General features: G+C 67.9%; 22 protein-coding genes. 18 read left to right on the plus strand and 4 right to left on the minus strand.

Annotation, left to right across the window (positions count from 1 at the left end):
* Positions 1 to 3: 3 nt before the first annotated feature.
* Positions 4 to 369, minus strand: a complete 366-nt coding sequence (locus H6717_07735) for a thioredoxin family protein (GenBank protein MCB9576901.1) — start codon at positions 367 to 369, stop codon at positions 4 to 6.
* 115 nt (positions 370 to 484) lie between these two features.
* On the opposite strand from H6717_07735, the gene H6717_07740 reads away from it, so the two are divergent.
* From H6717_07740 to H6717_07765, 6 genes are all read left to right on the plus strand, one after another.
* Positions 485 to 970, plus strand: coding sequence for an ATP-dependent zinc protease (locus tag H6717_07740; protein MCB9576902.1), 486 nt, complete (start codon positions 485 to 487; stop codon positions 968 to 970).
* The gene (rimK, locus tag H6717_07745; GenBank protein ID MCB9576903.1) at positions 967 to 2157 is read left to right on the plus strand and encodes a 30S ribosomal protein S6--L-glutamate ligase; all 1191 of its coding nucleotides are present in this window, start codon (positions 967 to 969) and stop codon (positions 2155 to 2157) included. Before H6717_07740 ends, rimK begins: the two co-directional genes overlap by 4 nt.
* Positions 2158 to 2231: 74 nt before the next feature.
* Positions 2232 to 3230 carry a succinylglutamate desuccinylase/aspartoacylase family protein gene (locus H6717_07750; GenBank protein ID MCB9576904.1) on the plus strand — a complete coding sequence of 333 codons (999 nt, stop codon included), beginning with the start codon at positions 2232 to 2234 and terminating at the stop codon, positions 3228 to 3230.
* A 99-nt stretch (positions 3231 to 3329) separates the two neighbouring features.
* Positions 3330 to 3851 carry a DUF2179 domain-containing protein gene (locus H6717_07755; GenBank protein MCB9576905.1) on the plus strand — a complete coding sequence of 174 codons (522 nt, stop codon included), beginning with the start codon at positions 3330 to 3332 and terminating at the stop codon, positions 3849 to 3851.
* An 85-nt stretch (positions 3852 to 3936) separates the two neighbouring features.
* Positions 3937 to 5415, plus strand: a complete 1479-nt coding sequence (locus H6717_07760; protein MCB9576906.1) for a VWA domain-containing protein — start codon at positions 3937 to 3939, stop codon at positions 5413 to 5415.
* 52 nt (positions 5416 to 5467) lie between these two features.
* Positions 5468 to 9550: a FecR domain-containing protein gene (locus H6717_07765; GenBank protein ID MCB9576907.1), complete on the plus strand. Its 4083-nt coding sequence runs from the start codon at positions 5468 to 5470 to the stop codon at positions 9548 to 9550.
* 1 nt (position 9551) lies between these two features.
* Here the strand turns inward: H6717_07765 and H6717_07770 are convergent, their stop codons facing one another.
* A complete protein-coding gene (locus tag H6717_07770; GenBank protein ID MCB9576908.1) occupies positions 9552 to 10223 on the minus strand; it encodes a hypothetical protein in 672 nt (223 codons plus the stop codon).
* A gap of 80 nt (positions 10224 to 10303) precedes the next feature.
* On the opposite strand from H6717_07770, the gene H6717_07775 reads away from it, so the two are divergent.
* From H6717_07775 to H6717_07825, 11 genes are all read left to right on the plus strand, one after another.
* On the plus strand, positions 10304 to 12433 hold the full coding sequence (locus H6717_07775) for a response regulator (GenBank protein ID MCB9576909.1): 2130 nt from the start codon (positions 10304 to 10306) through the stop codon (positions 12431 to 12433).
* A 20-nt stretch (positions 12434 to 12453) separates the two neighbouring features.
* A complete protein-coding gene (locus tag H6717_07780) occupies positions 12454 to 14370 on the plus strand; it encodes a CRTAC1 family protein (protein MCB9576910.1) in 1917 nt (638 codons plus the stop codon).
* Positions 14367 to 14879, plus strand: a complete 513-nt coding sequence (locus H6717_07785; protein MCB9576911.1) for a DUF1285 domain-containing protein — start codon at positions 14367 to 14369, stop codon at positions 14877 to 14879. The genes H6717_07780 and H6717_07785 overlap by 4 nt, the downstream gene beginning before the upstream one ends.
* A gap of 49 nt (positions 14880 to 14928) precedes the next feature.
* Positions 14929 to 16140, plus strand: coding sequence for a D-3-phosphoglycerate dehydrogenase (locus H6717_07790; protein MCB9576912.1), 1212 nt, complete (start codon positions 14929 to 14931; stop codon positions 16138 to 16140).
* Between the two features lie 473 nt (positions 16141 to 16613).
* Positions 16614 to 17192, plus strand: coding sequence for a ribosome maturation factor RimP (locus H6717_07795; GenBank protein ID MCB9576913.1), 579 nt, complete (start codon positions 16614 to 16616; stop codon positions 17190 to 17192).
* A 21-nt stretch (positions 17193 to 17213) separates the two neighbouring features.
* A complete protein-coding gene (gene nusA / locus H6717_07800) occupies positions 17214 to 18902 on the plus strand; it encodes a transcription termination/antitermination protein NusA (GenBank protein MCB9576914.1) in 1689 nt (562 codons plus the stop codon).
* 36 nt (positions 18903 to 18938) lie between these two features.
* The gene (locus tag H6717_07805; protein MCB9576915.1) at positions 18939 to 19562 is read left to right on the plus strand and encodes a DUF448 domain-containing protein; all 624 of its coding nucleotides are present in this window, start codon (positions 18939 to 18941) and stop codon (positions 19560 to 19562) included.
* The gene (infB, locus tag H6717_07810) at positions 19559 to 22186 is read left to right on the plus strand and encodes a translation initiation factor IF-2 (GenBank protein ID MCB9576916.1); all 2628 of its coding nucleotides are present in this window, start codon (positions 19559 to 19561) and stop codon (positions 22184 to 22186) included. Before H6717_07805 ends, infB begins: the two co-directional genes overlap by 4 nt.
* Positions 22187 to 22241: 55 nt before the next feature.
* Entirely contained in the window at positions 22242 to 22631 is a 390-nt protein-coding gene (locus H6717_07815; protein MCB9576917.1) for a DUF503 domain-containing protein, read from the plus strand.
* The gene (rbfA, locus tag H6717_07820) at positions 22628 to 22996 is read left to right on the plus strand and encodes a 30S ribosome-binding factor RbfA (protein ID MCB9576918.1); all 369 of its coding nucleotides are present in this window, start codon (positions 22628 to 22630) and stop codon (positions 22994 to 22996) included. Before H6717_07815 ends, rbfA begins: the two co-directional genes overlap by 4 nt.
* 35 nt (positions 22997 to 23031) lie before the next feature.
* Positions 23032 to 23586, plus strand: a complete 555-nt coding sequence (locus H6717_07825; GenBank protein MCB9576919.1) for a hypothetical protein — start codon at positions 23032 to 23034, stop codon at positions 23584 to 23586.
* A gap of 30 nt (positions 23587 to 23616) precedes the next feature.
* Here the strand turns inward: H6717_07825 and H6717_07830 are convergent, their stop codons facing one another.
* Together H6717_07830 and H6717_07835 are read right to left on the minus strand one after the other, a co-directional pair.
* Entirely contained in the window at positions 23617 to 24279 is a 663-nt protein-coding gene (locus H6717_07830) for a hypothetical protein (GenBank protein MCB9576920.1), read from the minus strand.
* A gap of 189 nt (positions 24280 to 24468) precedes the next feature.
* Positions 24469 to 25050, minus strand: a complete 582-nt coding sequence (locus H6717_07835; protein ID MCB9576921.1) for an RNA polymerase sigma factor — start codon at positions 25048 to 25050, stop codon at positions 24469 to 24471.
* 110 nt (positions 25051 to 25160) lie between these two features.
* On the opposite strand from H6717_07835, the gene H6717_07840 reads away from it, so the two are divergent.
* The gene (locus H6717_07840) at positions 25161 to 26030 is read left to right on the plus strand and encodes a hypothetical protein (GenBank protein MCB9576922.1); all 870 of its coding nucleotides are present in this window, start codon (positions 25161 to 25163) and stop codon (positions 26028 to 26030) included.
* Positions 26031 to 26036 lie beyond the last annotated feature (6 nt).

A 26036-nucleotide genomic window follows, 5' to 3' on the forward strand; every position in this document is an offset into this window, starting at 1 on the left:
TGGCTACGGATGGGCGGCGGCGGTGGGGACCGCAAACTCCCGATTCAGGATCTCCGTCACCTGCTGCTTGCTCTGGATGCTGGAGGTGGCCGCGGCGACCTTCCCGTTCTTGAAGTACACGGTGAAGGGCAAGCCGTTGAAGGTGCGGCACTCCGGCAGATTGCGGATGACGTGGGCAACGGAGGCGTCGAACTCCATGTCGCGGAACTGAACGTGCGGATACTTGGACTCCAGCTTTTCCATCACGTCGTAGACGGGGATGCACATGGGGCCCATGCGGCCGCAGCAGATCATCACGTTCTCGTTCTTGGCCAGCAGCTCCTGGAAGGCAGCTTCGGTCTCGATGTGGGTCAGATGGGTGTTCAGCATGGCTCTCCTCGCCGGCTAAAGGGCGGATGCTCGGTAGAGCCAGCCGCGGACCAAAGGGGTTCGCCCCTGCAGGATAAAGGAACGGAGCCGTCCGGGTTCGGCTATGGTCGGAAGGGTGTCGGACGAGCGTGACGCACCGGTGACGATTGGCTGGGCCGAGCTGGTCGACATTCCCGAGTGGAATATCAGCCGCATGCGCGCGAAGATGGACACCGGCGCGCGGTCCAGCGCGCTGCATGTCGAGAACATCCAGGAGTTACCCCACGACCGCGTGCGTTTCGACGTGCGCCTACACCGCAAGAAGGTGGATCGCCGCGTCACGGTCGAAGCGCCCATCAAGCGTCGCGGCCGCGTGCGTCCCTCGAGCGGCGTGCCTCAGGCACGCATCTTCGTGTCGGCCAAGGTGAAGATCGGCCCCGTGGAGCGGGAGATAGAGCTTTCCTTGGTGAGCCGCGAGAAAATGATCTTTCGCATGTTGATCGGTCGGTCCGCCTTGGCGCACCATTTCCTGGTCGACGTGAGCAAGCGCTACGTCCTTTCCAAGCCGCGCCGAAAGAAAGCCAAGAAGAAGAAGCGCCCGAAGGGGGCAGCGGAAACATGAAGATCGGGATCTTGTCGCGCAGCCCGCGGGCCTACAGCACCCGACGGCTGAGGGAGGCCTGCGCTCGCCGCGGGCATGCCGTGAAGGTGCTGAACACCCTCAGGTTCAGCATGGGCATCGAGCAGGGGCAGCCGGAGTTGTTCTTCCGCAACCGGCGCCTGTCCCGTTACGACGCCGTGATCCCACGCATCGGGGCGTCCATCACGATGTACGGCACCGCGGTGGTGCGGCAGTTCGAGCAGATGGGCGTGTTCACGCTCAACTCCTCGAACGCCATCAGCGTCTCGCGGGACAAGCTGCGCTCCACGCAGATATTGAGCCGGCACAACATAGGCATTCCGACCACCGCGTTCGTGCGTGACCGCACCAGCGTGTTGCCCGCCATCACCCACGTGGGCGGCGCGCCGGTGATCATCAAGTTGCTCGAGGGTACCCAGGGCATCGGCGTGATCTTGGCGGACAACACCAAGATCGCCGAGGCCATCATCGAGACCCTACAAAGCGCCAAGCAGAACGTGCTCATCCAGAAGTTCGTCAAGGAGAGCAAGGGCCGCGACATGCGGGCGTTCGTGGTCGGGGATCGCGTGGTGGCGGCCATGCGGCGCATCGCCGTGGGCGAGGAGTTTCGGAGCAACGTGCACCGCGGCGGACGCGCCGAGCCGGCGAACATCGACCCAGCCTACGAGCGCATCGCGATCCACGCTGCGCAGATCATGGGGCTCCGCGTCGCCGGTGTCGACATGCTGGAGACGGAAGACGGTCCCAACATCTTGGAGGTGAACTCGTCGCCGGGGCTCGAGGGAATAGAGACCACGACGGGTATCGACGTGGCCGATGCCATCGTGGAGCACCTCGAAGAACAGGTGCTGTTCCCGGATCTGGATTTGCGTCAGCGCCTCACGCTCAAGAGCGGCTATGGCGTCGCGGAGTTCTCCGTGGGGGCGGACTCCGAGCTCGCGGGCAAGCTGCTGCGGGATTCCGGTCTCCGGGAGCGGGACGTGCAGGTGCTCAGTATCACCCGAGGGAGCATCATCATCCCGAACCCGCGTGGGGATCGCGAGGTCTTGCCGGGGGACGTGCTCTTGTGCTTTGGAAAACACATCACTCTGAAGGGCTTCATCCCCCCCGCGGAGCGCCGCCCGAGGCGAAAGAAGAAGAAGTCCCAGAGGGAAGGGAGCGCGAGCTGAGCCGAAGCGACACGCCGTTCGTCATTGGGGGAACCCGAATTCGGCGAGGCGAGACCCAGGACATCGCGCTCCAAGTGAGCGAGACCACGCTGGGACTTCCGGTGAGCGTACCGGTTCGCGTGATCCGAGCGCGCCGCCGCGGCCCCGTGGTGTTCGTGACGGGCGCGGTGCACGGGGACGAGCTCAACGGAACGGGCATCATCCGCGAGCTGATGTTCTCCCGGGACCTGACCTTGGTGCGGGGAACGCTGGTGCTGGTTCCGGTGGTGAACGTGTTCGGCTTCGAGCGGCACGTACGCTACCTGCCGGATCGGCGCGACCTGAACCGGAGCTTTCCGGGAGACCCGGGCGGTAGTCTGGCGTTCCGCCTGGCCAACGCAGTCTATCGCGAGGTCATTGCCCAGGCGGACTACGGCATCGATCTGCACACCGCGACCATCGGGCGTACCAACTTTCCGCACGTGCGCGCGGACCTGTCCATCGCAGGGATGGAGGAATATGCGTCTTGGTTCGGTTCCGAGGTGATCCTCGATCGCCGCGGGGACGAGCGCTCTTTGCGCCACGTGGCCTGCAGCCAAGGGGTAAAGACCATCAACCTGGAGGCTGGCGAGGCGCTCAAGATCGAGAGCGGAACCGTGGCGCTCGGAGTGCGAGGCGTGCGCAACGTGCTGTGCCACCTGGGCATGGTGGAGGGCGAAGCGAGCTTCCCGAGCTACCAAACCACGGTGCAGCGCAGCGTCTGGGTGCGAGCCCAGTCCGGCGGGCTGCTGCGTTTCCACGTGCGCCCCGGGGACTTGGTGGAGCAGGGCACCCCCCTGGCGACTTGCGATGCGTTCTTTCGCGAGGAGAGTCCCACGGTGCTGTCCCCCGTGGCTGGCATCGTGCTCGGCATGACCACGCTCCCGGTGATGCGGCCTGGTGAGCCGATCTGCCACATCGGCATTCCAACCCGGGATTTGAAGCAGATCCGCAGCCAGATCAGTCGCTCCCCGGGCTCCTTGCACCGACAGGTACAAGAGCAGATCGCGCACGACGTACACGTCGTACCCCGCCGCCGTCGCGGCTCACGTTGACGGATTCTGGACAAAGACCGGCGACGAACTCATGTTCCGCTGCGCGCGCCCGCGTGCGGCTTCGATCTTCGCGGCGCGCCAGCTTTGAAAGGAATGGCCATGGGTCCACTTCTAGGCGCCTTGATGATCTTCGTGTTCCGGGTTTGCGACGTGTCCTTGGGAACCGCCCGCAGCCTTCTGGCAGTGCGGGGCTACAAGCGCGTGGCAGCGTTGCTCGGCTTCGTGGAGGCGAGCATCTTCGTGCTGGCCATCAGCCGGGTCGTCAATCACCTCGATAACCCCCTGAACATCATCGGCTATGCGGCAGGCTTCGCGACCGGGAACTTCGTCGGCATCACCATCGACGGCTGGATGGGCGTCGGCTATCAGACGGTGCACGTCATATCGCCGACGTGCTCCGAGGCCATCACCGAGCAGCTCCGGGAGCGTGGCTTCGGCGTGACCACCTTCGCCGGGGCTGGGCGGGCCGGACCGGTGAACCTGCTGCTGGTGATGGTGCGCCGGCGGCGGGTGGACGAGCTCATCGACCTCGTTCACGGCGTGGATCCGGCGGCGTTCGTGACGGTGGAGGAGCTCCGCTCGGTGCTGCGCGGGTATCTACCCGGCGCCAAGCGAAAATAGGGCAGATCCTCCGCACCCTTCGCCCGTCTAGCCAGAGTGTAAGGGGACCCGGCCTGGGGCCGTTGTTCCTCGAAAGGGCGAGGCGATGAAGGTACGCACGGTCGGGTTTTTGTCTTTGGTGGGGATGATGTTGTCGAGCCTGACCGTGTGGTCACTGACCCCACCGGCGCCGACCAGCGAGCCGGAAACGGTGGCGTGGACGCCGCCGGAGCCGGGTGAGACGGACCCGGTGGGGGCCAGCTTCCGCGCCGGCAACACCCTCATGGTGGAGGGGCGCTTGGGGAACGACGAGCTCGTCGCCGACCAGGACGGCGAGACGTTCCTGTTGGTCAACGTGCAAGCGGACGACTCCGGCGTTGCCGCCACGCCTGCGCCGCTGAACCTCGCCATCGTGATCGACCGTTCGGGCTCCATGCGGGGCAAGCGGCTGGAGAACGCTCTGGACGCGGCGAGCGGCATGGTGCGGCGTCTGCGCGACGACGACGTGGTGAGCGTCATCGCTTACAACACCACCACCGCGACGACGGTTCCGCCCACCACCATCGACTCGCTTTCTCGCGAGCGCGTGATCCGGTCCCTCTCCGGCATCACCGCGCAGGGCGACACTTGCATCTCCTGCGGCATCGACGCTGCCATGTCGGAGCTCCGGGGCAGAAGCGGCATGGTCAATCGCATTCTGCTGTTGTCGGACGGCGAGGCTACCGCCGGCGTGCGCGACGAACAGGGCTTTCGCCAGATCGCCGAGCGATGCAGGGGCATGGGCGCGAGCATCAGCTCCATCGGCGTGGACGTGGACTACAACGAACGTGTGATGAGCCTCTTGGCGCTGGAGTCCAACGGTCGTCACCACTTCGTGCAGAACGCATCGGACTTGCCGCGTGCCTTCGACGACGAGCTGGACACCTTGGCGAAGACCGTCGCGAAGGACGCGGAGGTGAGCGTGGAGCTCGCGCCCGGCGTACGCATGGCGCAGGTCTTCGATCGCAGCTTCCGGCGCGAGGGCGACCGCCTGGTGGTGCCCATGGGCGGGTTCAGCGCGGGGGAGCAGAAGACTCTCCTCGTGAAGCTGTCGGTGCCGCGCGGGGCGAAGGGCGTGCGTCCCATCGCGGACGTACGGATGAGCTACGACGATCTGGTGGCCGGAGGCCGCGGCAGCTGCGACGGGAAGCTCTCACTCCTGGCCGGCGACAAGAGCAGTGCGCTGGACCCCTTGGTGCAGGGCAGGCTCCTGCGCAGTGAGACCGCAAAGGCGCTGACCGAGGCCAATCAGCTGTTCTCGGCGGGGCGGACCGGGGAAGCGAAGGCGAAGCTCAGCTCGCGGCTCGCGGCTCTGGAAGAGCAGAAGAAGATCGCGCTGAAAGCGGCGCCTGCGCGGCGACGCGCGGAGCTTTCCGAGGATCTCGGGCGCCAGGCCTCGGCGTTGGGTGAGGCGGAGAGTGGTTTTGCCAGTCCGCCGCCAGCGGCTGCGGCCGCGGCGGAGCCGGCTGCGGCGCCCGAGGACTCGCGTCGTGGGCGGGCACAAGTGAAGCAGAACGCACAGGTCGCGACCGATCTCGCTTTCTGAGTCGACCTCGGCGACCGATCGCAGGAACATCGAGAGCGGAAGGGGCATCTCCATGAGCGACAAACCGAAGAAGGCGCCCATCGGGCGTACCGTGCGGCGGATCGTGCTGGCGGCGCTCGCGCTCGGCGTGATCGCGTCCGTCATCGTCTTCGTCGCGACGCGCAAACCCCCGCCCGTGAAGGCAGCACCCATCCAGGCCCGCTTGGAGCTCGCCGCCGGCCAGGTCACGGTGGACTTGGGCCAGGGACCCGAACGCGCCGTGAGCGGAGCGCCCCTTTTGGAGGACGCCAAGGTGGCCGCGGACAAGGGCGCGCGGGCGCTGATTCGACTCCCCGACGGCTCGCGCTTGTTCCTGCGCGGAGAGAGCGCGATCAGGCTGGGGGAGAGCAGCGTGGCGCTGGAGTCCGGCGAGTATTTCGTGGACGCACCACCGACGGACCGGAAGCCGACGGTGCACACCGTCGGCGGGGTGACGGTGACGGCGGTCGAAAGCGGCCTCGACGTCAAACGGCAGGGGGACGGCGCCGTGGTGTACGTGGCTCGAGGCATGGCCACCGTTACCGCCAAGGGCGGACGCGTGGAGGTGCAGGCGGGGGAGCAGGCGAGCGCCGAGGGGGACGCGGCACCGAAATCCGCGCCCCTCGCGTTCTGGGACGACTGGACCGGAGGCATGGCGGACTTCGCGTCGGGCGCGCACATCCCCGGCGCGGGCATGGGCTCCATCTACGGGGTGGACGTCGGGGCTCTCGCGGGCAGCCCGGCGCGCCCGCTGCAGATCGAGAAGCAAGCCGTTCGTGCGGTGCTTCGCGAAGGGCTCAGCGAAACGGAGGTGGATCAGACGTTCTTCAACCCGGGCGAGCGGGACGTGGAGGGCTGGTACTGGTTCACGGTTCCGGAGAGCGCCAGCGTGACCGGCTTCGCGGTGGAGACCGACGGCGTGCTGGTGGAGGGCGAGTTCACCGAGCGGCGGGAAGCCGCCGCTCAATACGGCGCGGCCAAGGCCAGTGGCCATTCGCCTGCGATACTCGAGTGGGTCGACAGCCACACCTACCGTGCGCGTATCTATCCGGTGAAGGCCGGTGGCAGCCGTCGTGTGGTGCTGCGCTACATCGAGCTTCGACCGGCCGTCGACGGAAAGCTCAGTTACGTCTACCCGATGGGGGCAGGGGAGCCGGTGCGCATTGGCGAGTTCAGCCTGTCCGTGGATCTCGGCGATGCGGGCAAGAAGATGAAGATCGCCACGCTGGCAGATGCTCGCGTGGAGAACGCGGGCAAGCACGTGACCATGCGGCGGTCCGGCTACACGCCGCGAGCCGACTTCCAGCTCGAGGCCACGATGGACGGCGAGCGGCCACCGCTGACCGTGTCGCGCTTCGCGGCGGGAGGCGAGAGCGCGGACTACGTGATGGCGCGCTACACCCCGGACATCGATTGGAACAAGGCCAAGCAGCAGCGCGCGGACGTGGTGGTGGTGGTCGACACCTCGGCAGCGGGGGACGAGTCCGCACGCCAGCTCAAGACGGCGACGGCCGAGGCCATCCTGCGCGCGCTGTCCGACGACGATCGCTTCGCGCTGGTCGCGCTGGACGTCCGCCCCACGGTGCTGCACCCGAAGGACGGGCTTTCGCCGGCTTCCGACAAGGAAATCGCGGGAGCGCTGGAGGCCCTTGCGGACCACTCCACGGGAGGCGCGACCGATCTCGCGGCGCTCTTCGACGTCGCTCTCGGTCGTCTACATGGTGCGGAGCAACCGGCGGTGGTCTACGTGGGTGACGGCATCGCAACCAGCGGCGAGATGAGCGGAGAGCAGTTGGTGGAGCGCTTGCGGCGCGCCCTCGGAACCAGCCGCGCGCGGCTGTTCACCGTGGGTGTGGGCACGGACGCGAACTACTCCCTGCTGTCGGAGCTGGCGCGGGCCGGCGGGGGTCAGAGTTTGTCGGTGGATCAAGCGGAAGAGACGACTGCCCGCGCCCTGGAGCTGGCTGCCGCCATCAAGATGCCGACGATCACGGATCTCGAGATCGACCTCGGCGCCGGGCTGGACGAGCCCTTCACGAGCGCCAGTGGAAAGGTGAGCCGCGGGTCGGAGGTGGTCGTGCTCGCTCGGACCCATCACGATCTTCCGCGCTCGGTGAAGGTCCGCGGGCGCATCGGCGGAGAAAAGTTCGAACGCGAGTACGAAACCAAGCGGGACCCGAGCGTGCTGGCCGCGTTCGTGCCGCGGCTGTGGGCCTCGGAATACGTTCGCCGTCTGCTGGGCGCCGCGGAGGGACCCGAGGCAGAGCGCGGCCGCATCGTTTCGTTGGGCATCGAGTACGGCTTGATGACGCCCTACACCAGCATCCTGGCCCTGGAGAGCGAAGCGGCCTACTCGCGCATGGGCATTCAACGGAAGCGGTCGCCCCTGCGCGGGGTGGAGCTCGGCGCCCTCGGTCCAACGGAAGAGCAGCGCCTGTCACTTCGGTTCGCCGGAGTACCCGCGGCCTCGCTGCCCATTGGCTGCAGCAAGCTGGAAGGGCTCGCAGACGAGGAGCCGGCGCCTGCCGGGCACAAGGCCCAGGCGCAGAGCGTTCCCGCCTCGCCGGCACCCGAGCAAGGCTACGCGCCCGCTGAGGACAAGGAGCTGTCGGCCGAGGTACCGGCGCCGGAGCCCGCGGCCTTCGAAGAGAAGCCAAGCGACGACATCCCGCCGCCGCCGGCGAAGATGGCCATGCGCCCGGCGCCGCTGGCGACGGGCCGAGGTGGTGCCGTTCCGTTGAGGCGCAAGAGTGGACCGGTGAAGCTCGATGGCAAGGACGAGCAGGACGAGCGCCGCGCGAACGACGGAGATCTGATCCCCGCGACCGGAAAGGTGGAGCTGTCCACCTGCAGCGATGCCGCGGAGCGTCCCCTGGCGCAGCGGGTGGTGCTTTGGACGCGACGCCTCTCCACCGCCCAGAGCCCCGCGGATCTCTTGAGTCGCTACGACGCCGCCCGCAAGGCGTGCGAGCTATCCGATTGGCGCGCGGAGCGCACGTTCTTGGACCTGATGCAGCGTCATGTGGACAGCGAGGGGGGCGCGACCCTGGTGCTCTCGCACTTCAGCGCTCGTCCGGAAGTCAAGAAGCACCTCGCGAAGCTGATCCTCCGTCGCGCGGTCGACGCCCGGCTGGTGGCTGCGGTCGAGAAGACCCTGTTCGGTTCGGCCGTGGATTGGAACGCGCTGGATCTCGAGCTGAGCGAGCTCGGGAGTGTACAGGCACGCATCGCCAAGGTCCGAGAAGCCATCGCCAAGGCGCCCGATGATCCGAACGGCGGGATGCGTCTGGTGAAGCTCCTGGTGGAGGCGGGCGACAAGGACGAGGCCGTTGCTCTCGGGCGTCGCCTTCGGGATCAGGGCATGCTCACCCCCGGCATCGCGCGACAGCTGGGCGACGTGCTCGCACGAGCAGGGCATGCGGAAGAGGCCGTGCGCACCTACTCCGAGATCGTCGAGTTCGATCCCGAGAGTACGGCGTCCCGCCGGCTGTTGGGCGACATCTATCTGGGGCACGAGTGGTACGAACCGGCGTATCGGCAATACAAGACCATCACCGAGATCGACGCCGACGACGCTCTCGGTTGGCTGCGGTTGGCGGCAGCGGCTGCGGGTACCGGCCGCGTCGACGAGGCGTTGCGGCTGGAGCGCCGAGTCGCGAGCGCTCAGGGCACGCCGGGACCGAGCGATCCGCGCCGCTGGGCCCGCCTCTGGTCGGCGGCACGGCTCGCGAGATTGATCGCGAATCCGCCCAAGTCGGCACCAGGCCCGTCGGCGATGAAGCGCGAGCTCAAGGAGCTGGGGCTGTTCAGCGGTCCGGGACACCTGGTGCTGCTCACATGGGAGGAGCTGGGCGAAGATCTGTTGGTCGTCAGCCGCGTGGACGACAAGGACGTGGGCCTCGGAGAGGCAACGGACGCCGCGAAGGCAGGCCTGTCGGCCGTGCTCCTGACGCAGGCGGACGCGGCCGATGCCAGCTTCGCAGCGCGCCTACGCAGCGTTCCCGCGGATCACGCCCTCGCGCTGCGGCGACAAGACGTGATCTGGGACGGCAAGGACTTCAAGGTGCTGGTGAAGGCCGTGGAGCTCCCGGCGCGCCAGACCGAGATCGCGCTGTAGCTCACTGGCAGGTGGCGTAGCCCGGTGGCAAACCGCTGTCGGGCTTGCAGGTCGCGGGCGCGGGGCAAAGCAATCCGTTCGGGTGGCAGAGCTCTCGCCGCGTGGTCACGACGCCCGAAACGCACTGCGCCGTCGGCCGGCAGCTGACGCTACCGTAGCCCGCCGGCACGAGCTGCGTCTCCGCGCAGCAGACCTGACCCAACATGCAGTCTTCCGGCCCGTCGCAGGTGACCTCCAAGGTGTTGCAGCCAATACCCGCGCAGCTGCAGGGATTCCCTGCGCCGGAGTTGGCGCAGTAGAGGCCCTTGCTCGACGACACACAGCAGCTGGCGCCCAGCTCGAAGCTGCACAGCGCTTGGCCGCAAGGACCAATCCCTTTCTGGATGCTCCCGCCGCCCCCGCCGGAACCTGCGGCGCCAGCGGTGCCCGCGCTGCCGGCGCTGCCGGCGCTGCCGGCGCTGCCCGCGAGCCCACCACTGCCTGAGGCGCCGGACACGCCGGCAGTCCCCGCGAGGCCCGCGGCACCACCGGCGTCGGGAGCGACGCCCGCCGCCCCGCCATCGGCAGGGCTTCCGCCGCTTTCTGCACCGTATAGGCCTGCTTCGTCCGAGCCGCCGCAGGCGGGCATCGCGGACACGCCGACCCAAACGACGCCGAGCCAGACGCGATTCACGAGGCGTAGCGTGCGCCGCCGCATGATTTTGCGCAAGCGGCGAAGGTGAAGGAATGCCCGAGTGCTAGGCTCCCGCCATCATGCCGTGGCTCGGTCCGGCCGTCGCAGCAGCCCTGATCGGCAACGTGGTGCTGCTGCTGGTGTACGCCTACCTGCTGAGCGTGGACCGCTCCCGGCATCTCTGGCTGTGGACCGCCGCCTGGCTCGCGGGCTGCATGCGCTACGCCGGCGCCGTGGTCTCCGTCACCCTCCACGGTTCTCGGAGCGTGGTCGAGATCGAGCACCTCTTCGCGCTCGCCTCGGCTTGGTTCCTGCTCCTCGGCACCTACGCGTTCGTGGACCGTCGTCTCTCGCGCGCGTGGCACGTCGTGTTCGCGGGCGTGGCGGCTTGGCAAGTGGCTGTATTCTGGTTTCCGCAGCCATTCCTCGCGGAGACCCTGCCCACGTTCGTGTTGCTCGGCGCTTCGAGCTTTGCCATTGCCGCCGCCCTCTGGCGTCGCCCCGTCAGCGGCGGCGAGCAGATGGCTGCGCGGCTGCTCGCGCTGGTGTTCGTGATCTGGGGGCTCCACCGCTTGGACTATCCGTGGCTTCGACCGATCCCCGGTGTTGCGCCCTACGGCTTCGCCTTCGCGGCGGCGCTGGAGCTGATGGCGGCTGCCGGCACTGCCATCGCCCACTTCGAGCGGTTGCGCTCCGAGCTATCCACCAGCGAGCATCGCTTCCGCGCGCTGGTCGAAAACTCTCCGCAAGGGATCTACAGCACCAGCCCGGACGGACGCATCTTGGACGCCAACCCGGCCCTGGCCCAGATGCTCGGCTACGCCTCACCAAACGAGCTGCGGGAATTGGACATGGCGCGGGACGTTTGGGCGGATCCGGCGGAGCGGGCCGTGCTCACGAAGAAGACCGCGGACGTGGATCTGATCTCCGGTGCCGAAGCCGTCTGGCGACGGAAAGACGGCGAGCACGTTCGCGTCGCCATCCACGGTCGCAAGATACGCGGCGCATCCGGCGAGGTCGTGGGCTACCAGGGCGTGGTCGTGGACGAGACGGAGCGCCATCACCTCGAACAGCGCGTGCGCCAGGTGGATCGCCTGAACGCTCTCGGTCGTTTGGCGGGTGGAGTGGCTCACGATTTCAACAACTTGTTGACCGTGATCCAGGGCGGTGCGGAGCTTGCGGGACGCGTGCGTGCTCCGGAAACGGACCGGCAACTGGCTCTGGAGCACGTCCAGGAGGCAGCGGAACGCGCAGCAACGCTCACTCGTGAGCTCTTGAGCATGAGCCGGGGCCAGGCGCTCGAGCCCCGCATCATCGACATTGGGGAGGCCGTCGTCCGCAGCGCGGGCGTGCTGGGTCGCCTGGTGGGGGAGGACATCGACATCGTGACGCAGGTCGAGGGGGGCCCTTTCACCGTCTTCGCGGACCCCAGCAAGATCGACCAGGTGCTGTTGAACCTCGCCGCCAATGCACGGGACGCGATGCCTCACGGGGGACGGCTGACCCTGATCGTGGACGCCAAGACGCTTGGAGCCGAGGAGGCGAAGAAGCGCGGCGTGGAAGCGCAGCCCTACGTGCGGCTTCGAGTTCGGGACGAAGGCGAGGGTATGGACGCTGAAACGCGCGCGCGCGCCTTCGACCCGTTCTTCACGACCAAGGGCGGCGGCACGGGACTCGGGTTGGCCACGGTGTACGGCGTCGTGCTGCAGAGCGGCGGTCACATCGACCTGCACAGCGATCCGGGCTCGGGCACCACCTTCGAGATCTTGTTCCCCCGCGACGAGGGACCGAGGGAGCGGGTCGAGGCCGCACCGCCTTCGCGTCGTCGATCCGAGCCAGGCTGTCGGGTGCTCGTCGCGGAGGACGAGCCGCTGGTTCGGAACATGGTCGTGCGCATCCTGCGCGCTGCGGGGTACGAGGTCGCGCCCGCGGGCAACGGCGTGGAAGCTCTCGCCGTTGCAGATGCCTTCGAGGCGGATCTCCTGCTCACCGACGTGGTAATGCCGGAGATGGGGGGACCAGACCTGTGCCGAGCGATGCGCCGAAGCCGCCCACGCCTTCCGGTGGTGTTCATGTCGGGATACCCGGAGGGAGGGGACGTTCCGACCCCGTCGCACTTCCTGGCCAAGCCCTTCAGCGCCGAAGCGTTGCTCACCACGGTGGACGCCGCGGTATCGGGAGCTTCCCGCAGCGCGGCGCACAGCGCTTGAGCGTGATAAGCTGCGCCAAAATGCGGCGGGCTTTTCTTCTGGGGTCGACGGTATTGGTGCTCTTTGCGTGCTCGTCGGAGAGCAGCGATGGAGGAGGTAGCGGAGGCGCTGCCGGAGCGGCCGGAGCTCCGGCGTGCGAGATGCACGCCACCAGTGGCACCCCCACGTTCACCAAACGAACGGACGAGTGGGGGCTCGCCACCGTCACGGGTAATCGTCTCGTCGCGGTGGATCTGGACGGCGACGACTACCCGGACCTGGTGGTCCACTCCGTCACCACCAACGCCAACGGCAGGGATCCGCTGGACGGCGGGACGCCGAAGCTGATGCACGTGCTGATGAACCGTCCCGGGCCGAACGGCGGGCGCACCTTCGTGGACGAGACGGTGGCCAGTGGCTATGGCACGCCGCGAGATGGCGGCGCGGGGCTCCGCTCGGCCCAGCTGGTGGTGGCCGCGGACGTGGACAACGACGGCGACTTGGACCTGTTCAGCGGCAGCTACACCGATAACTCCAAGGTGAAGTCCCCACCCGCGCCGGCGGACACGGATCGCAGCGAGATCCTCCTGAACGACGGCAGTGGCAAGTTCAGCCTGGGCCCGAAGCTCGAACCGAACGCCAGCCTCGGCTTGCCTACCAGCGCCGCGACCTTCGCGGACGTGGATCGCGATGGTCAAATCGATCTGTTCGTGGTGGGTTGGTACCAGAGCTACGGCACGTCCTACGTGGGCACCCAGGCCCGGCTGCAACTGGGCCAGGGCGACGGAAGCTTCGTGGAGAACACCGCGAATGCCGGGTTGCTCACGGACGAGGTCGGCTTCGACGAAGGCACCAACCACCGTCCCGCCTACGGCACCACTTCGTGTGACGTGGATGGGGACGGCGACATGGATCTGCTGGTGAGCGCCTATGGTCGGCAGTTCAATCAGCTGTACCTGAACGACGGCGCCGGCAATTTCTGGGATGCCGGAAAGGATACGGGCTTCGCCGGCGACGAGAACGTCGACTTCAGCGATAACCAGATGTTCTTGTGCTGGTGCACCACGAGCAACGCGCCGGAGTGCCCCGCGAACCCGCAACCCATCATCAGCTGTGACAACGCGGGCTGGAGTAGCTTCGACGAAAAACCGTGGCGCAACAACGGCAACACCTTCGCTACGGCCTGCTCGGACATCACCGGGGACGGCGTGATGGATCTGTACAACGCGGAGATCCACCACTTCTGGGCGGGGGAGGGCAGCGACAGCAGTCAGCTCTTGGTGGGCGACGTCTCGAGTGGCCAAATCCACTTCAATCGTCCCGGGAACGACGCCACCGGCATGGTGTGGCCACACCCCACCGCCGGCTGGAACGAGGGCGGCTTGATGGCAGCCGCGGCGGACCTGGACAACGACGGTCGAGACGACGTGCTCGTCGCCGCCAGCGACTACCCGGATCAGTACGGCTTGATCTTCCATCAAAAGGACGACGGCACCTTCGAGGAGGTCGGCGAGTCCTGGGGGCTGCACCATCCCTGCGCCAGCGGGCTCGCCGTCGCAGACTTCGATCGCGACGGTGATCTCGACGTCGTCGTGGGCTCGGGCACGGCCCGAGACTGCGGCAAGATCTGGAGCGACAACTTCGTCCACTTCTACGAGAACGACGCGTCCGACAAGGGCAAGTGGCTCGCCGTACGCTTGAAGGGCAAGGCGGGCGTGAACGCAGCCGCGATTGGCGCGCGCGTCACCGTCAGCGCGGGCCCGGAGTCGATCATGAAGGAAGTGGGTGGCGGCTACGGTCACTTCGGCATGCAGAACGACCTGGTGCTGTTCTTCGGAGTGGGCGCCTGCGAGAAGGTCGACGTGAGCGTGCGCTGGCCGGACGGCGCGCTGACGACCGAGGCCGTGGGGGTGAAGAACACGGGCCAGCTCGTGACCATCGAGGGACCGGAGCAGTGAAGCCGGGGGATCACCCCGAGTTCTTTCGCCTTCCGCCGCCTCCGGGACGCTCCCGGGAGAGCACCATCGTGCTGGATCGTCAGGGGCGTTTTTGGCACGACGGCGAGCTCGTGACCCACACCGGTATGGCGCGGGCGTTCGCGTCCTGGATAGACGTTCACCCGGACGACGGCCGTTTCATCCTCCAGAACGGCTATGACTGGAGCTACTTCGAGGTGGAGGACGTGCCCTACTTCGTCACCGGCATCGCCGTGCGCGACGGCGGCGTGACGCTTTCTTTGTCCGACGGAAGCGAGGAGCTCCTCGCGCCGGAGTCGGTGAGCGTGGGGGATTCGGACGCCGTCTACCTGCGGGTGAAGAACGGACGGTTCGAGGCCCGCCTGACGCCGGCGGCCCAGACTGCGCTGGCCCCCATCCTCCACGCCGGGGAGGACGGCGAGCCCGAGCTCTGGGTCGCTGGGCGCCGCCATCGGATCGGCCCTCGGAAGCGGGTTTCGTCCACGCACTGATCGTCGCCTCTCGTTTCGGGGGCCCGCTCCATGATAAAAGGGCGCCCCCATGAAGGTGCTGGTCGCGGACAAGCTCACGGAGGCGAGCCTCGACGAGATGCGCACTCTGGGCGCGGAGGTCGTCTACCGACCCGAGCTGCGCCCCGCGGATCTCGGAACGGCTCTCGAGGACGTCAACGTGCTCGTGGTACGCGGCACGCAGGTCACGGCGGAGGCGATTCGCGCTGGCAAAGCGCTGAATCTCATCATTCGCGCCGGCGCGGGAGTCAGCAAGATCGACGTGAAAACCGCCAGTGAGCGTGGCATCTACGTCGCCAACTGTCCGGGCAAGAATGCGTGGGGCGTGGCGGAGCTCACGATGACGCTCATCGGCTGCCTGGATCGCCGAGTGCCGGACGCCGTCGCCAGCCTGCGCTCCGGCAAGTGGGAGAAGGACGAGCTCGCCAAGGCTCGCGGTTTGCGCGGGCGTACCTTGGGCATCGTCGGTCTCGGTCACGTGGGGCGCGCCGTTGCCAAGATCGCGCTCGCTCACGGTATGGACGTGTGGGCGTGGAGTCGTTCGCTCACGCCTCAGCGCGCGGCAGACATCGGAGTGCAGTGTGCCGGCAGCCTTTTGGATCTCGCCAAGAAGAGCGAGGTGCTCACCGTGCACCTCGAGCTCAACGAACGCACGCAAGGCATGATCTCCAGGAAGGTGCTGGAGGCCCTGCCGGATGGGGCGTTCTTCGTGAACACCGCTCGCGCGGAGCTGGTGGACTACGAAGCACTCGCCGAGCTGGCCCCCAAGAAACGCCTGCGCCTCGGTCTGGACGTGTACCCGGGGGAACCGGAATCTCGCAGCGGGGCGTTCGATCCGGCCATTTTGAAGGCGGGTTTCGCCTACGGAACGCCCCACATCGGGGCCTCCACGGACGAAGGGCAAACCGCCATCGCCAACGAGACGGTGCGCATCCTTCGAGGCTTCATCGTGAAGGGCGACGTGCCCAACGTGGTGAACATCAGCCAGGCTTCTCGCGCGCGCTATCAGCTCGTCATCCGTCACCTCGATCGCGTCGGCGCCTTGGCCAACGTGCTGATGGTGCTCAAGCGTCACGGCATCAACATCCAGGAGCTCGAGAACACCGTGTTCGAAGGTGGCAAAGCGGGCTGCGCGAAGGTGCGTACGGATACGCGACCGAGCGAGGCGTGCCTCACGGAGATCATGGCGTTCAGTGACGAAGTCCTCCATGTGGATCTAGTGACGCTGCCGAACCTCGCCTGACCCCACTTCTTTTTTGTCGGGCCGGCGCGGAAACGACGGGTATCGCGCCGCGCCAACATCAAGAAGACGACAAGCGGGCGCCCCGAAACCCAACCTCCGTCTCAGCTTGCCGAGCGCTTCCTTGCGCTGTGCTCCGGCCTTGAAACTCGAGCCTTCGAGACGACGTCGCCGAGCTGTGCCATGCGACTTCGATCTGGGGCACGAACGCGTCCCCGAGTTTTCGTCACAGGGGGCCGAAAGAGGTCCCGGGCGGGGCTTGGCCCGCTGGCCGGGGCTGGATTTCTGCCCGATCCGCCTACAGTTGCGCGAGCCGCGGCCGTCCGCTAGATTCCCGGCCGACAACTTGGGTGGATCCTCACGGACCCCCTCCTCAGAGGGTCCGTTTTTTTTTGCCGAGGGTTGCCCGATGCGTCGCGCGTGCGGGGCTTTTCACGCACGCGAGGTCACTCCCTTCTGGAGAGGCATCGGCACGAATGCACGTTGCACACGAACGACTCACGGGTCTCGATCGCGACCGCGTCCTCGCGGTGGTGGAGCCCGTGTTGCGTGCGCACGGCGTGGAAGGTGTCGAGCTCGTGTGGCGGACGGATCGCGGCGGTTGGCTCCTCGAGCTCACCATCGAGCGGCCGGACTCTCGCATCCCGGGTGCGGGCATCACGATCGACCTCTGCTCCGAGATTTCGCGAGACCTGTCTGCGGCTCTCGACCTGGCTGACGTCATCCCCCAGCGCTACACGCTGGAGGTCGGCTCGCCGGGGTTGGAGCGCGCGCTGTACGGCGCGCGGGACTACGAGCGCTTCGCCGGACAGCTGGCCAAGATCAAGCTGGCCCAGCCCCTGGCCGACGGCCAGCGGGTGATTCGCGGAAACCTGCACGGTTTGGACGACGCCGGGCGCGTCGTCGTGGAAACGGATCACGGCGTGCAGAGCTTCGAGCTCGACGCCATCGACAGCGCACGATTGGTTTTCGATTGGAAGAGTCAGTCGTCGCAGAACGATCGGCCGAAGGGCAAGAAGAACGCCCGTCGGCGAGCAGCCGGTTCTCAGCGGTAGCCGAGAGCCGAATCACGGAGCATGAGCATGGCAGCGCAAGCGGGCTTTGACGTCGATCTCGGAGGCATTGTCGAGCAGGTTGCCCAAGAAAAGGGCATCGACAAGCAGATCCTCATCGAGACGATGGAAGCCGCCATCCTTAAGGCAGCCCAGGCCGCATTCGGTCCCAACCGCGAGCTCGAAGCACGCTTCAACGAAGACTCGGGCCACATCGACCTGTTCCAGTACATGACAGTGGTGGAAGAGGTGGAGGATCCGGAGCGCGAGATCGCTCTGGACGTGGCGCGCAAGCACGGGCTCGAAGCGGAGATCGGCGAAGAGCTCGGTTTCCAGGTGTTCTGGCACCCGCGGGACGCGGACAAGGCGCGCCAGCAGGACAAGGACTTCGGCGCCGTGCTGGACATGAAGCAGGCGCGGAGCGCCTTTGGTCGCATCGCGGCACAGACGGCAAAGCAGGTGCTGCTCCAGCGCGTGCGCGATGCCGAGCGCGACATCATCTACAACGAGTACAAGGACCGCCAGGGCCAGCTCATCCGCGGCATCATTCGTCGCTTCGAGAAGGGTCACAACATCATCGTGGACCTGGGCCGCACGGAGGGCATCTTGCCGTCCCGCGAGCAAACGCCACGAGAGACGTACCGCCCCGGGGATCGCGTGGTCGCGTTCGTGAAGGACATCGACCGAGAGGCCCGCGGCCCGATGATCATCCTCAGCCGCGCGTCGCCGCGGCTGGTGGAGAAGCTGTTCGAGGCGGAGGTGCCGGAGATCTACGAAGGCATCGTGAAGATCGTGAGCGTGGCTCGCGAGCCCGGCTCCCGCAGCAAGATCAGCGTGACCACTCGGGACTCCGACGTAGATCCGGTGGGCGCCTGTGTGGGCATCAAGGGCTCGCGGGTGCAGGCCGTGGTCCAGGAGCTTCGCGGCGAGAAGATCGACATCGTGCCTTACGACCGTGATCCGGCCCGCTACATCATCAACGCGATTCAGCCCGCGGAGGTGAACAAGGTGATCGTGGACGAGGCGGATCATCGGATGGAGCTCGTGGTTCCGGACGAGAAGCTGAGCCTCGCCATCGGCCGCAAGGGCCAGAACGTGCGCCTCGCCTCCCAGCTCACGGGCTGGAAGCTCGACATCATCAGCGAGAGCAAGTTCAAGCAGATGGAGGAAGAGAGCCTCCAAGCACTGCGCGAGATCGACGACGTGAGCGAAGAGCTGGCGCGTGCCATGTACCGCCTCGGCTTCCGCGCCCTGGAAGAGATTGCGGAAGCCACCGTGGAAGAGTTGGTACCGATCCAGGGCGTGGGCACGCCGGAAGCCGCTCAGGATCTGAAGGTCCGGGCCGAGCAGGCCATGGAACGCCTGCGCAAGAGCCGGATCGACGAAGCGTCCAGCCGTGCGGAACCGCTCACGGAGCGCGACAAGCTCCGCTTCGTGCGCGGCGTCGGCATGCGCACGCTGCAGTTGCTCGACGAAGCCGGCTACAAAACGGTCACGGATCTCGCTCGCGAGGATCCGGATCGCCTCGCCATTCGCACGGGTCTCGGGATCAAGAAGGCGCGCCAGGTACAGAACGGCGCCGTCTACTTCATGGAGACCGAGGCCAAGGAAATCGAAGAGGCACGGTTGGCTCACGCCGCCCGAGCGGCGGAGGCCGCTCCGGCAGCCGAGCCAGAGACCGCGAGCCCGACGGAAACCCCCGCAGAGAGCTGAGGCCCCTCTTACCCCATGCAAGCAGCGACACAGACCATGACGACCCGAAAGAAGCAGCCGGTGCGCACCTGCGTCGGCTGTCGGGCGGAGGACCAGTCTTCGCACCTGGTGCGGGTGGTTCTCGGCCCGGATGGAGAGGTCTTCGTGGACCTGGCCGGCCGTGCCTTCGGCCGAGGTGCTTGGGTGCACGCGACGCCCAAGTGCATCGGCCAAGCCGCTCCCCGCGGGCTTTCCCGGAGCTTCAAGACGCGCGTGACGACCACCGCGGCGGAGCTCAGCCATGGGATGGCGCAGGCCGCGGAGCGTCGGGCCACCAGCCTGATCCTGGCCGCCCGCGCCGCCGGCAAGCTGGCCGTGGGGACGGACGCGGTCGAGGCTGCGCTCGGAAACGGGACCGCCCGGCTGGTGGTGGTCGCAACGGACGCCCGGGCCGTTGCCAAGCGGCACGCGGTGCAGCAGGCCGTGAGCGATGGGCGAGCGGTCGCCCATGGAACGAAAGAGCGGTTGGGCGCGCTCCTCAATCGAGCGGAAACCGGCGTGCTTGCGGTGCTCGATGCCGGAATTGCCACCACGCTGTCACAGACTATCGCGATGATTCACATGCCTGAGCCGGAGGTACGGGAGGTTCACCGTACCGACGCTTCCAGGGAGGACGGATGAGTAAGGTGCGTGTCTACGAGGTCGCCCGCGATCTGGGCATGGACAACAAGGCTCTGGTGGCCTTGTTCCAGTCGGTAGGGGTTACCGAGGTGCGCAATCACATGAGCGCAGTTGCTCCCGAGGCGGTGGAGCGCGTGAAGCGCCACCTGGAGAAGCAGAGCAGCGAGAAGGTGGTGGAAGAGCGCATCCGCCCCACCGTCGTGAAGCGTCGTGTGAAGAAGGCCGAGGCGAGGCCGGCGCCCGCTCCCGCCCCCGAGAGGGTCAGGGAAGCGCCCGCGCCGCCGCCGCCCCCCGAGAAGAGCGTTCCCGTGCAAGCGGCGCCGGAGCCCGAGAGAGCCCCCGAGCCCGTCAGCGCCCCTGCGCCCGAGCCCGAGAAGAGCGTACCCGTGCAGGCAGCGCCGGAGCCCACACCGGAGCCGGTGAAGGAAGCGCCCACGCCGGAGTCGGAGAAGCAGCCGGCTACCGCTGCCGCGCCCGCGCCCGCGCCCGCGCCGGAACCGGTGGAGCAAGCGCCCGCGCCGGAGTCCGAGAAGAAGCCGGCCGCTGCTGCCGCACCGCCCCCCCCGCCGCCGCCAGCGCGTCCGTCGGCACCGCCGCCCCGGCCATCGAGCCCGCCGAAGACGGGCATCGACGTGTGGGAAGGTCGTCCTGGCGTGCCCATGCCGCAGCCCCCGCGCGGTGGACCCACGCCTCGCCGCGTGCAGTACGACGCCAAGGCCGGTGGCGGCCTCGGTGGTCGCGGTCGCGGTCCGATGATGGGCGGTCGCATGGGCGGCCGAGGCATGCGCAACCGCGGCCTGGGTTCGCTCTCGCGTTCCAAGGGCAGTGGTCAGCCCGTGACCCAGGAGCGTTCCGCCCACAAGAAGGTCGTCAAGATCGAGGAGAACATCGCGCTCCAGGGTCTGGCGCAGAAGATCAGCGTCAAGGCCACGGACGTGCTCATGAAGCTCATGCGCTTGGGCATGACCGGCGTGAACATCAACAGCACGCTGGACGCCGACACCGCGAAGATCGTGGCCAACGAGTTCGGCTGGGAGGTCGAGGACGTCGCGGTGAGCGAAGCGGACGCCATCGTCGCGGCCCAGGGCCTGAGCACCGAAGAGCAAGAGGACCGCGAGCCGCGGCCCCCGGTGGTGACGGTCATGGGTCACGTCGACCACGGCAAGACCAGCCTGCTGGACAAGATCCGCAAGGCGAACGTCGTGGCCGGTGAGGCCGGCGGCATCACCCAGCACATCGGCGCCTATTCCGTGGAGACGTCCAATGGGCGCATCACGTTCCTGGACACGCCCGGTCACGCGGCGTTCACCGCCATGCGCGCTCGCGGCGCTCAGACCACGGACGTGGTGATCCTGGTCTGTGCGGCGGACGACGGCGTGATGCCGCAGACCATCGAAGCCATCAACCACGCCAAAGATGCGGGCGTTCCCATCGTGGTGGCCATCAACAAGTGCGACAAGCCCGACGCGCAGCCCGAGCGGGTGCGCCGCGAGCTTTCGGAGCACGGTTTGGTGCCCGAGGAGTGGGGCGGCGAGACGCTTTCGGCAGAGGTCAGCGCCGTCACGGGGGATGGCATCGACGACCTACTCGAAAAGGTGCTGCTGCAGTCCGAGGTGCTGGAGCTGGCGGCCAACTCCGACAAGCCCGCGGTGGGCGTGGTGGTGGAGGCCGAGCTGGATCGCGGCAAGGGGCCGGTGGCGACGATCCTGGTGCAAGACGGCACGCTGCGCCGCGGCGACGTGATCTTGGCGGGCGGTGCCTACGGCAAGGTTCGCGCGATGCACGACGACCGCGGACGCAACGTTGCTGAAGCAGGGCCCTCCACTCCGGTGTCCATCATCGGTCTGAACGACGTGCCTTCCGCCGGCGATCCGGTGCACGGCGTCACGGACATGAAGAAGGCCCAGGAGATCGCCGAGACGCGCAAGACCAAGGAGCGCCGGAGCCTGTTGCCCAGCACCGGCAAGTTCAGCCTGGAAGACATCGCCAAGGCGATGGGCGAAGCCGAACAGCTGGATCTGAAGGTCATCATCAAGGCGGACGTGCAGGGCTCGGTGGAAGCGCTGGAAGAGGCGCTCACCAAGCTATCCACGGAGAAGGTGAAGGTGAGCGTCGTGAACTCGGTGGTGGGCGCCATCACCGAGGGTGACGTGAACCTCGCGGTCGCCGCCGGCGCCATCATCATCGGGTTCAACGTGCGCCCCGCGGGCAAGGCCGCGACCTTGGCTCAGAAGGAAGGCATCGAGATCCGTCAGTACAACGTCATCTACAACGTCGTGGACGACGTGAAGTTGGCGATGGAGGGCCTGCTCGCTCCGACGCTGGTGGAGAAGGTCATCGGCCAAGCCGAGGTGCGGCAGACGTTCCGCATCAGCAAGGCCGGAACCATCGCCGGCTGCATGGTCACGCAGGGTGTCGTTCGCCGCAACGCGAGCGCACGGCTCTTGCGGGAAGGTTCCGTGATCTGGTCCGGCAAGGTCTCGAGCCTCAAGCGCTTCAAGGACGACGTCCGCGAGGTGAAGGAAGGCTTCGATTGCGGTATCGGCCTCGAGGGCGAGAACGACCTCAAGGAAGGCGACATCGTCGAGTTCTTCGAGATCGAAGAAGTGAAGCAAACCCTGTGAGCTTCGGGGCCAGCGCCCCGACCCGAGTATGTTCGTTGGTGTTCTTCGACTGGTATTGCACATCCCCGGCGCTCGTTCCCTGAAGGAGCGCCGGATGGTGGTGAAGAGCTTCAAGGATCGCGTCCGCGCCCGGCTGCCCGTATCGGTGGCCGAGGTGGGGGACGTGGAGCGCTACCAGTTGGCCACACTGGGGGTGGTGGTGGTGGCGCGGGATTCCGACCGCTGTCGGGAGGTGCTGAGCGCGGCCAGCTCCGTGGCGCGGCAGCTTTCGAACGCCGTACTCTCTGACGTCAAGAGCGAGATCCTGCCCTTTGGCGAAGGCGGCAAGAGCCTCCGCGGGGGCATCGAGCACGCGCTCGAGAGCGATACCGGAGAGTTCGGCTTCACGGACGTGGAAGACCTCGCGCCGGAGACCTTCGAGGCGCCGCCAGGAGAACGGAAATGAGTGAAGGGCGTCGCGCGCGAAGGGTGGCGGAGCTGCTCCGCATGCACGTGACCCAGCTCATCGCGCGGGAGCTCGGGGATCCGAGCCTCGACGCGCTCGTGATCACCACGGTGGACGTGCCGGACGACCTCTCCATTGCCCGCATCGGCGTACGGCTGATGGTGGGGGATGATGACGACAAGGCGCGGAAACGCTCGCTCCGGAGCCTGCACCGCGCCAGCGGCAGATTGCGGCGCATGCTGGCGCCGCGGCTCGAGCTGCGGCGCGTTCCGGAGCTGTCGTTCTCCTACGACACCGGACACGACGCCGAGCGACGCGTGGAAGAGCTTCTGGAAGAGATCCACGCCGAATCCCCCGAGGACTGACCGCTCAGCTTCGCCCCGTCGGGCGACTAACGAGTATGTCCATCAAGAAGCGCGTGCTGCTCGGCACGCTGGGTATCGGTGCGCTCCTCACCGCGTTCTCCTGCAATCAGACGGACGGGGTGGGCGATCCGTGCGTTCCCGAATCCGAGCTGGATCCGACGAAGAACGGCTTTGCCATCGACGAAGTGAGCGTGGAGGCGCGCTCGGTGCAGTGCGCCTCTCGCTTGTGTCTGGTGAATCACTTCCAGGGGCGCGTGAGCTGTCCCTTGGGACAGACGGCGGGGGACGGAACCTGTTTGGTCCCTGGGACCACCGAGCCCGTTACCGTGGACGTGAAGGCGTGGGACCTCGATCGCCCGGCGGACACGGCGGTGTACTGCTCGTGTCGTTGTGACGGCCCGGACGCGAACGCGCGCTACTGCGACTGCCCGGACGGGTTCTCGTGTCAGCCGCTGATCGACGACTACGGCATGGGGCAACAAGGGCTGGTCGGGTCGTACTGCGTCCGCGACGGCACGGTGTACAGCCCGACGCAGGCGGGAGGTCCGACCTGTGCCGACATGCCCGACGATCCGGCGTGCGCGCCGTGAGCGTGCGCACGCTGCCCTTGCCGCCGCCGTTCAGCGGCACTGGCTGACGAGAGCCTGAGCACGCCGCGTGAGGGTGGGGGACGCGGCGTCGTGGATCACGCCCGCGGCCAGGGCGCGGGCCTGGGCGCAGTCGCCGCGGGACGCGGCGAGCTGCGCCAGGCCCAGCGCCGCCTTGCCGCGGGTTTGCGCGTCGTTGCTCTGCGCCAGACCGCGCAGCAACTCTGCGGCGCGTTGCTCCTTGCCGGCGCCGAGGGCGTCGCCGATCTGTTTCCAGGCGGAGTCGTCATCCGACGCGGCCGTCGGGACGTCTGTGGGGGACGCGCCGGCAGAGAGCGACGCGCAGAGCCGTCCGTGGGCGCTGCGCCGCCCGGGTGCGGCGCGCCGGCAGAGTGCGACGCGCCGTCCGTGGGCGCCGCGCCGCCCGGGGTGCGGCGCGCCGGCAGAGAGCGACGCGCCGGCCGAGTGCGGCGCGCCGGCAGAGTGCGGCGCGCCGGCAGAGTGCGGCGCGCCGGCAGAGTGCGGCGCGCCGGCAGAGAGCGGCGCGCCGGCAGAGTGCGGCGCGCCGCCCGGGTGCGACGCGCCGTCGGTTTGCGGAGCTTCGGCGCGCAGCGCCGCGCGCCTGCCGCGGCGCGCAGCGCGGCAGCGCGAGGCGCGGCACGGCCCCGTGCGTCGCGTCCGGCGCGAGCCAGGCACTGGCGGCTGCCCAAACGACGGCGCTGATACACCCGACGGCGATCGCCGTCGCGACGGAAATCACGCGGCGCGGCCGAGCGCGGCGGCGCCCGAGGCGCCGCCGCACTCGGCGCACCGCTCGGTCCACGTCGTCCTGGGACGGCTGCGCCGCGGGCCACACTCGGCGCGCGAGCTCGAGGACGTCGTCGCTCATGGCGTCACCTCCGTTCGGAACAGCGGGTCTTCGGCGAGCAGCGCCGCGAGCTTCTTTCGGGCGTCGCGCAGTCGCGACCGCACCGTTCGCTCGTTGGCCCCCACTACCTCGGCCACGTCTTTGAGCGGCATGCCCTCGAGATCGTGCAGCACCACCACGGCGCGCTTCGCCGGCGGCAGCTCGGACAGCACTTGGTGCAGGCGCCGCGCGCGACGGAGCTCCATCATGGCCGCCTCGCCGTCGAAGGAAGAGCAGCGCTCGGGCACGGGCTCGTCCTCCGCCAGCACGAAGCGTCGACGCCAGCGCCGGAACCAGCGGTCGTGATCCACCACCGCGCGGTAGGCAATGCTGTAGGTCCAGGTGGAGAGCGCCGAGCGCCCTTCGAAGCGGGGCAGGGAGCGGAGGGCACGCTCGGCGGCGGCTTGGACGATGTCGTCCAGCTCGCGCCGCGGTCCTACCAGCGCCGCCACCTGGCGGTACAAGAGCGCCAAGAGCTCGTCCGGCACGCTGCGGTCGTCGTCCCGTTCCTCGATTCGAGGGGCGGAGTCCGTCGCCAAGCTGGAAATACCGCGGCTCATGGGCATGGGGGGCGCACTACAGAGTAGCCGCCCTTCTTCGTTAGTCGACCGAGCCCCGGATCAGGATCGGTCCGGGCGATTTTTTTCCGAGGCGCCGCCGGATGGTGAAAATGGGTCGGATGCGAGGCCTGGCGCCGCTCTTCGTGCTGCTGCTGCTCGCCGCCCCGGCCCGGGCGGAGTCGATGGCGGAGGTGCGCATCCAGTGCCCGGGCCTCACACGAGAGGAGCGTGACGAGCTCTCGGCGCGTCTCTCTTTGGCGCTCCGCGCCGGGAAGGACAAGAGCCCGCGATCGGTGCTGGTGGCCTGCGACGGCCCGGAGGTGAGCATCGCCTGGAACGCCCCGCCCCTCGAGCTCCTTCGCGTGCGGCACAAGCTGGGAGTCGTGGAGGACGTTCTCGAAGCCGTGGACGCGCGGCTCTCCAAGCGACCGGTCCCGCTCCCAGAGCCGGCCATCGAAGACTACGAGCCCACGCCGGGTCGCCGCGTGTTCCGCACCGGCGGTCTGGGTCTGGGGGCCATCGCGGAGCCGCTGCCCTTCGGCCTTTCCCTGGGACCGCGCTGGGACGTTGCCGTTGCCGCGGGGGCTCTCGCCGTGAACCTGGGTGAGTCCGTGCGTTTCGGGAAGGTGGACACTGGTCCTTACTCGAGCTTCGGATTCCAGCTCGACTTCGGGCTCTCCTGGGGCGCGCCCTTCGATCCCGACGCCTGGTTCGGTGCTCGGGCGGGTGCCGGCGTGGACTGGTTCAGCATTCACGGAGAGAGGGAAGACGTCGGAACGCGTACCCACTCGGCGCTGATGCTGTCGCTGGGGCCTCGCGTCGCGACGGAGGCCGCCGGGCTTTCGCTGTGGCTCGGGCTCGACGCCGTCGTGCGGCCCAACCCGCAGGAGTTTGGCGCGCCGGTGAACGTGACCCTGCCGCGTTGGTCCGGAGCGCTGTCCGTGGGCGCGGTGCTGTTGGTGGACGATCTCGAGCGCTGAGGCACA

This window comes from Polyangiaceae bacterium (assembly GCA_020633235.1).
GTDB lineage: Bacteria > Myxococcota_A > Polyangia > Polyangiales > Polyangiaceae > JACKEA01.

Bases quoted from the DNA above. Each gene is read 5' to 3' on its own strand.
- H6717_07735 (MCB9576901.1), bottom strand. From the start codon at position 369: ATGCTGAACACCCATCTGACCCACATCGAGACCGAAGCTGCCTTCCAG.
- rimK (MCB9576903.1), top strand. From the start codon at position 967: ATGAAGATCGGGATCTTGTCGCGCAGCCCGCGGGCCTACAGCACCCGA.
- H6717_07755 (MCB9576905.1), top strand. From the start codon at position 3,330: ATGGGTCCACTTCTAGGCGCCTTGATGATCTTCGTGTTCCGGGTTTGC.
- H6717_07760 (MCB9576906.1), top strand. From the start codon at position 3,937: ATGAAGGTACGCACGGTCGGGTTTTTGTCTTTGGTGGGGATGATGTTG.
- H6717_07765 (MCB9576907.1), top strand. From the start codon at position 5,468: ATGAGCGACAAACCGAAGAAGGCGCCCATCGGGCGTACCGTGCGGCGG.
- H6717_07775 (MCB9576909.1), top strand. From the start codon at position 10,304: ATGCCGTGGCTCGGTCCGGCCGTCGCAGCAGCCCTGATCGGCAACGTG.
- H6717_07780 (MCB9576910.1), top strand. From the start codon at position 12,454: ATGCGGCGGGCTTTTCTTCTGGGGTCGACGGTATTGGTGCTCTTTGCG.
- H6717_07790 (MCB9576912.1), top strand. From the start codon at position 14,929: ATGAAGGTGCTGGTCGCGGACAAGCTCACGGAGGCGAGCCTCGACGAG.
- H6717_07795 (MCB9576913.1), top strand. From the start codon at position 16,614: ATGCACGTTGCACACGAACGACTCACGGGTCTCGATCGCGACCGCGTC.
- nusA (MCB9576914.1), top strand. From the start codon at position 17,214: ATGAGCATGGCAGCGCAAGCGGGCTTTGACGTCGATCTCGGAGGCATT.
- H6717_07805 (MCB9576915.1), top strand. From the start codon at position 18,939: ATGACGACCCGAAAGAAGCAGCCGGTGCGCACCTGCGTCGGCTGTCGG.
- infB (MCB9576916.1), top strand. From the start codon at position 19,559: ATGAGTAAGGTGCGTGTCTACGAGGTCGCCCGCGATCTGGGCATGGAC.
- rbfA (MCB9576918.1), top strand. From the start codon at position 22,628: ATGAGTGAAGGGCGTCGCGCGCGAAGGGTGGCGGAGCTGCTCCGCATG.
- H6717_07825 (MCB9576919.1), top strand. From the start codon at position 23,032: ATGTCCATCAAGAAGCGCGTGCTGCTCGGCACGCTGGGTATCGGTGCG.
- H6717_07835 (MCB9576921.1), bottom strand. From the start codon at position 25,050: ATGAGCCGCGGTATTTCCAGCTTGGCGACGGACTCCGCCCCTCGAATC.
- H6717_07840 (MCB9576922.1), top strand. From the start codon at position 25,161: ATGGGTCGGATGCGAGGCCTGGCGCCGCTCTTCGTGCTGCTGCTGCTC.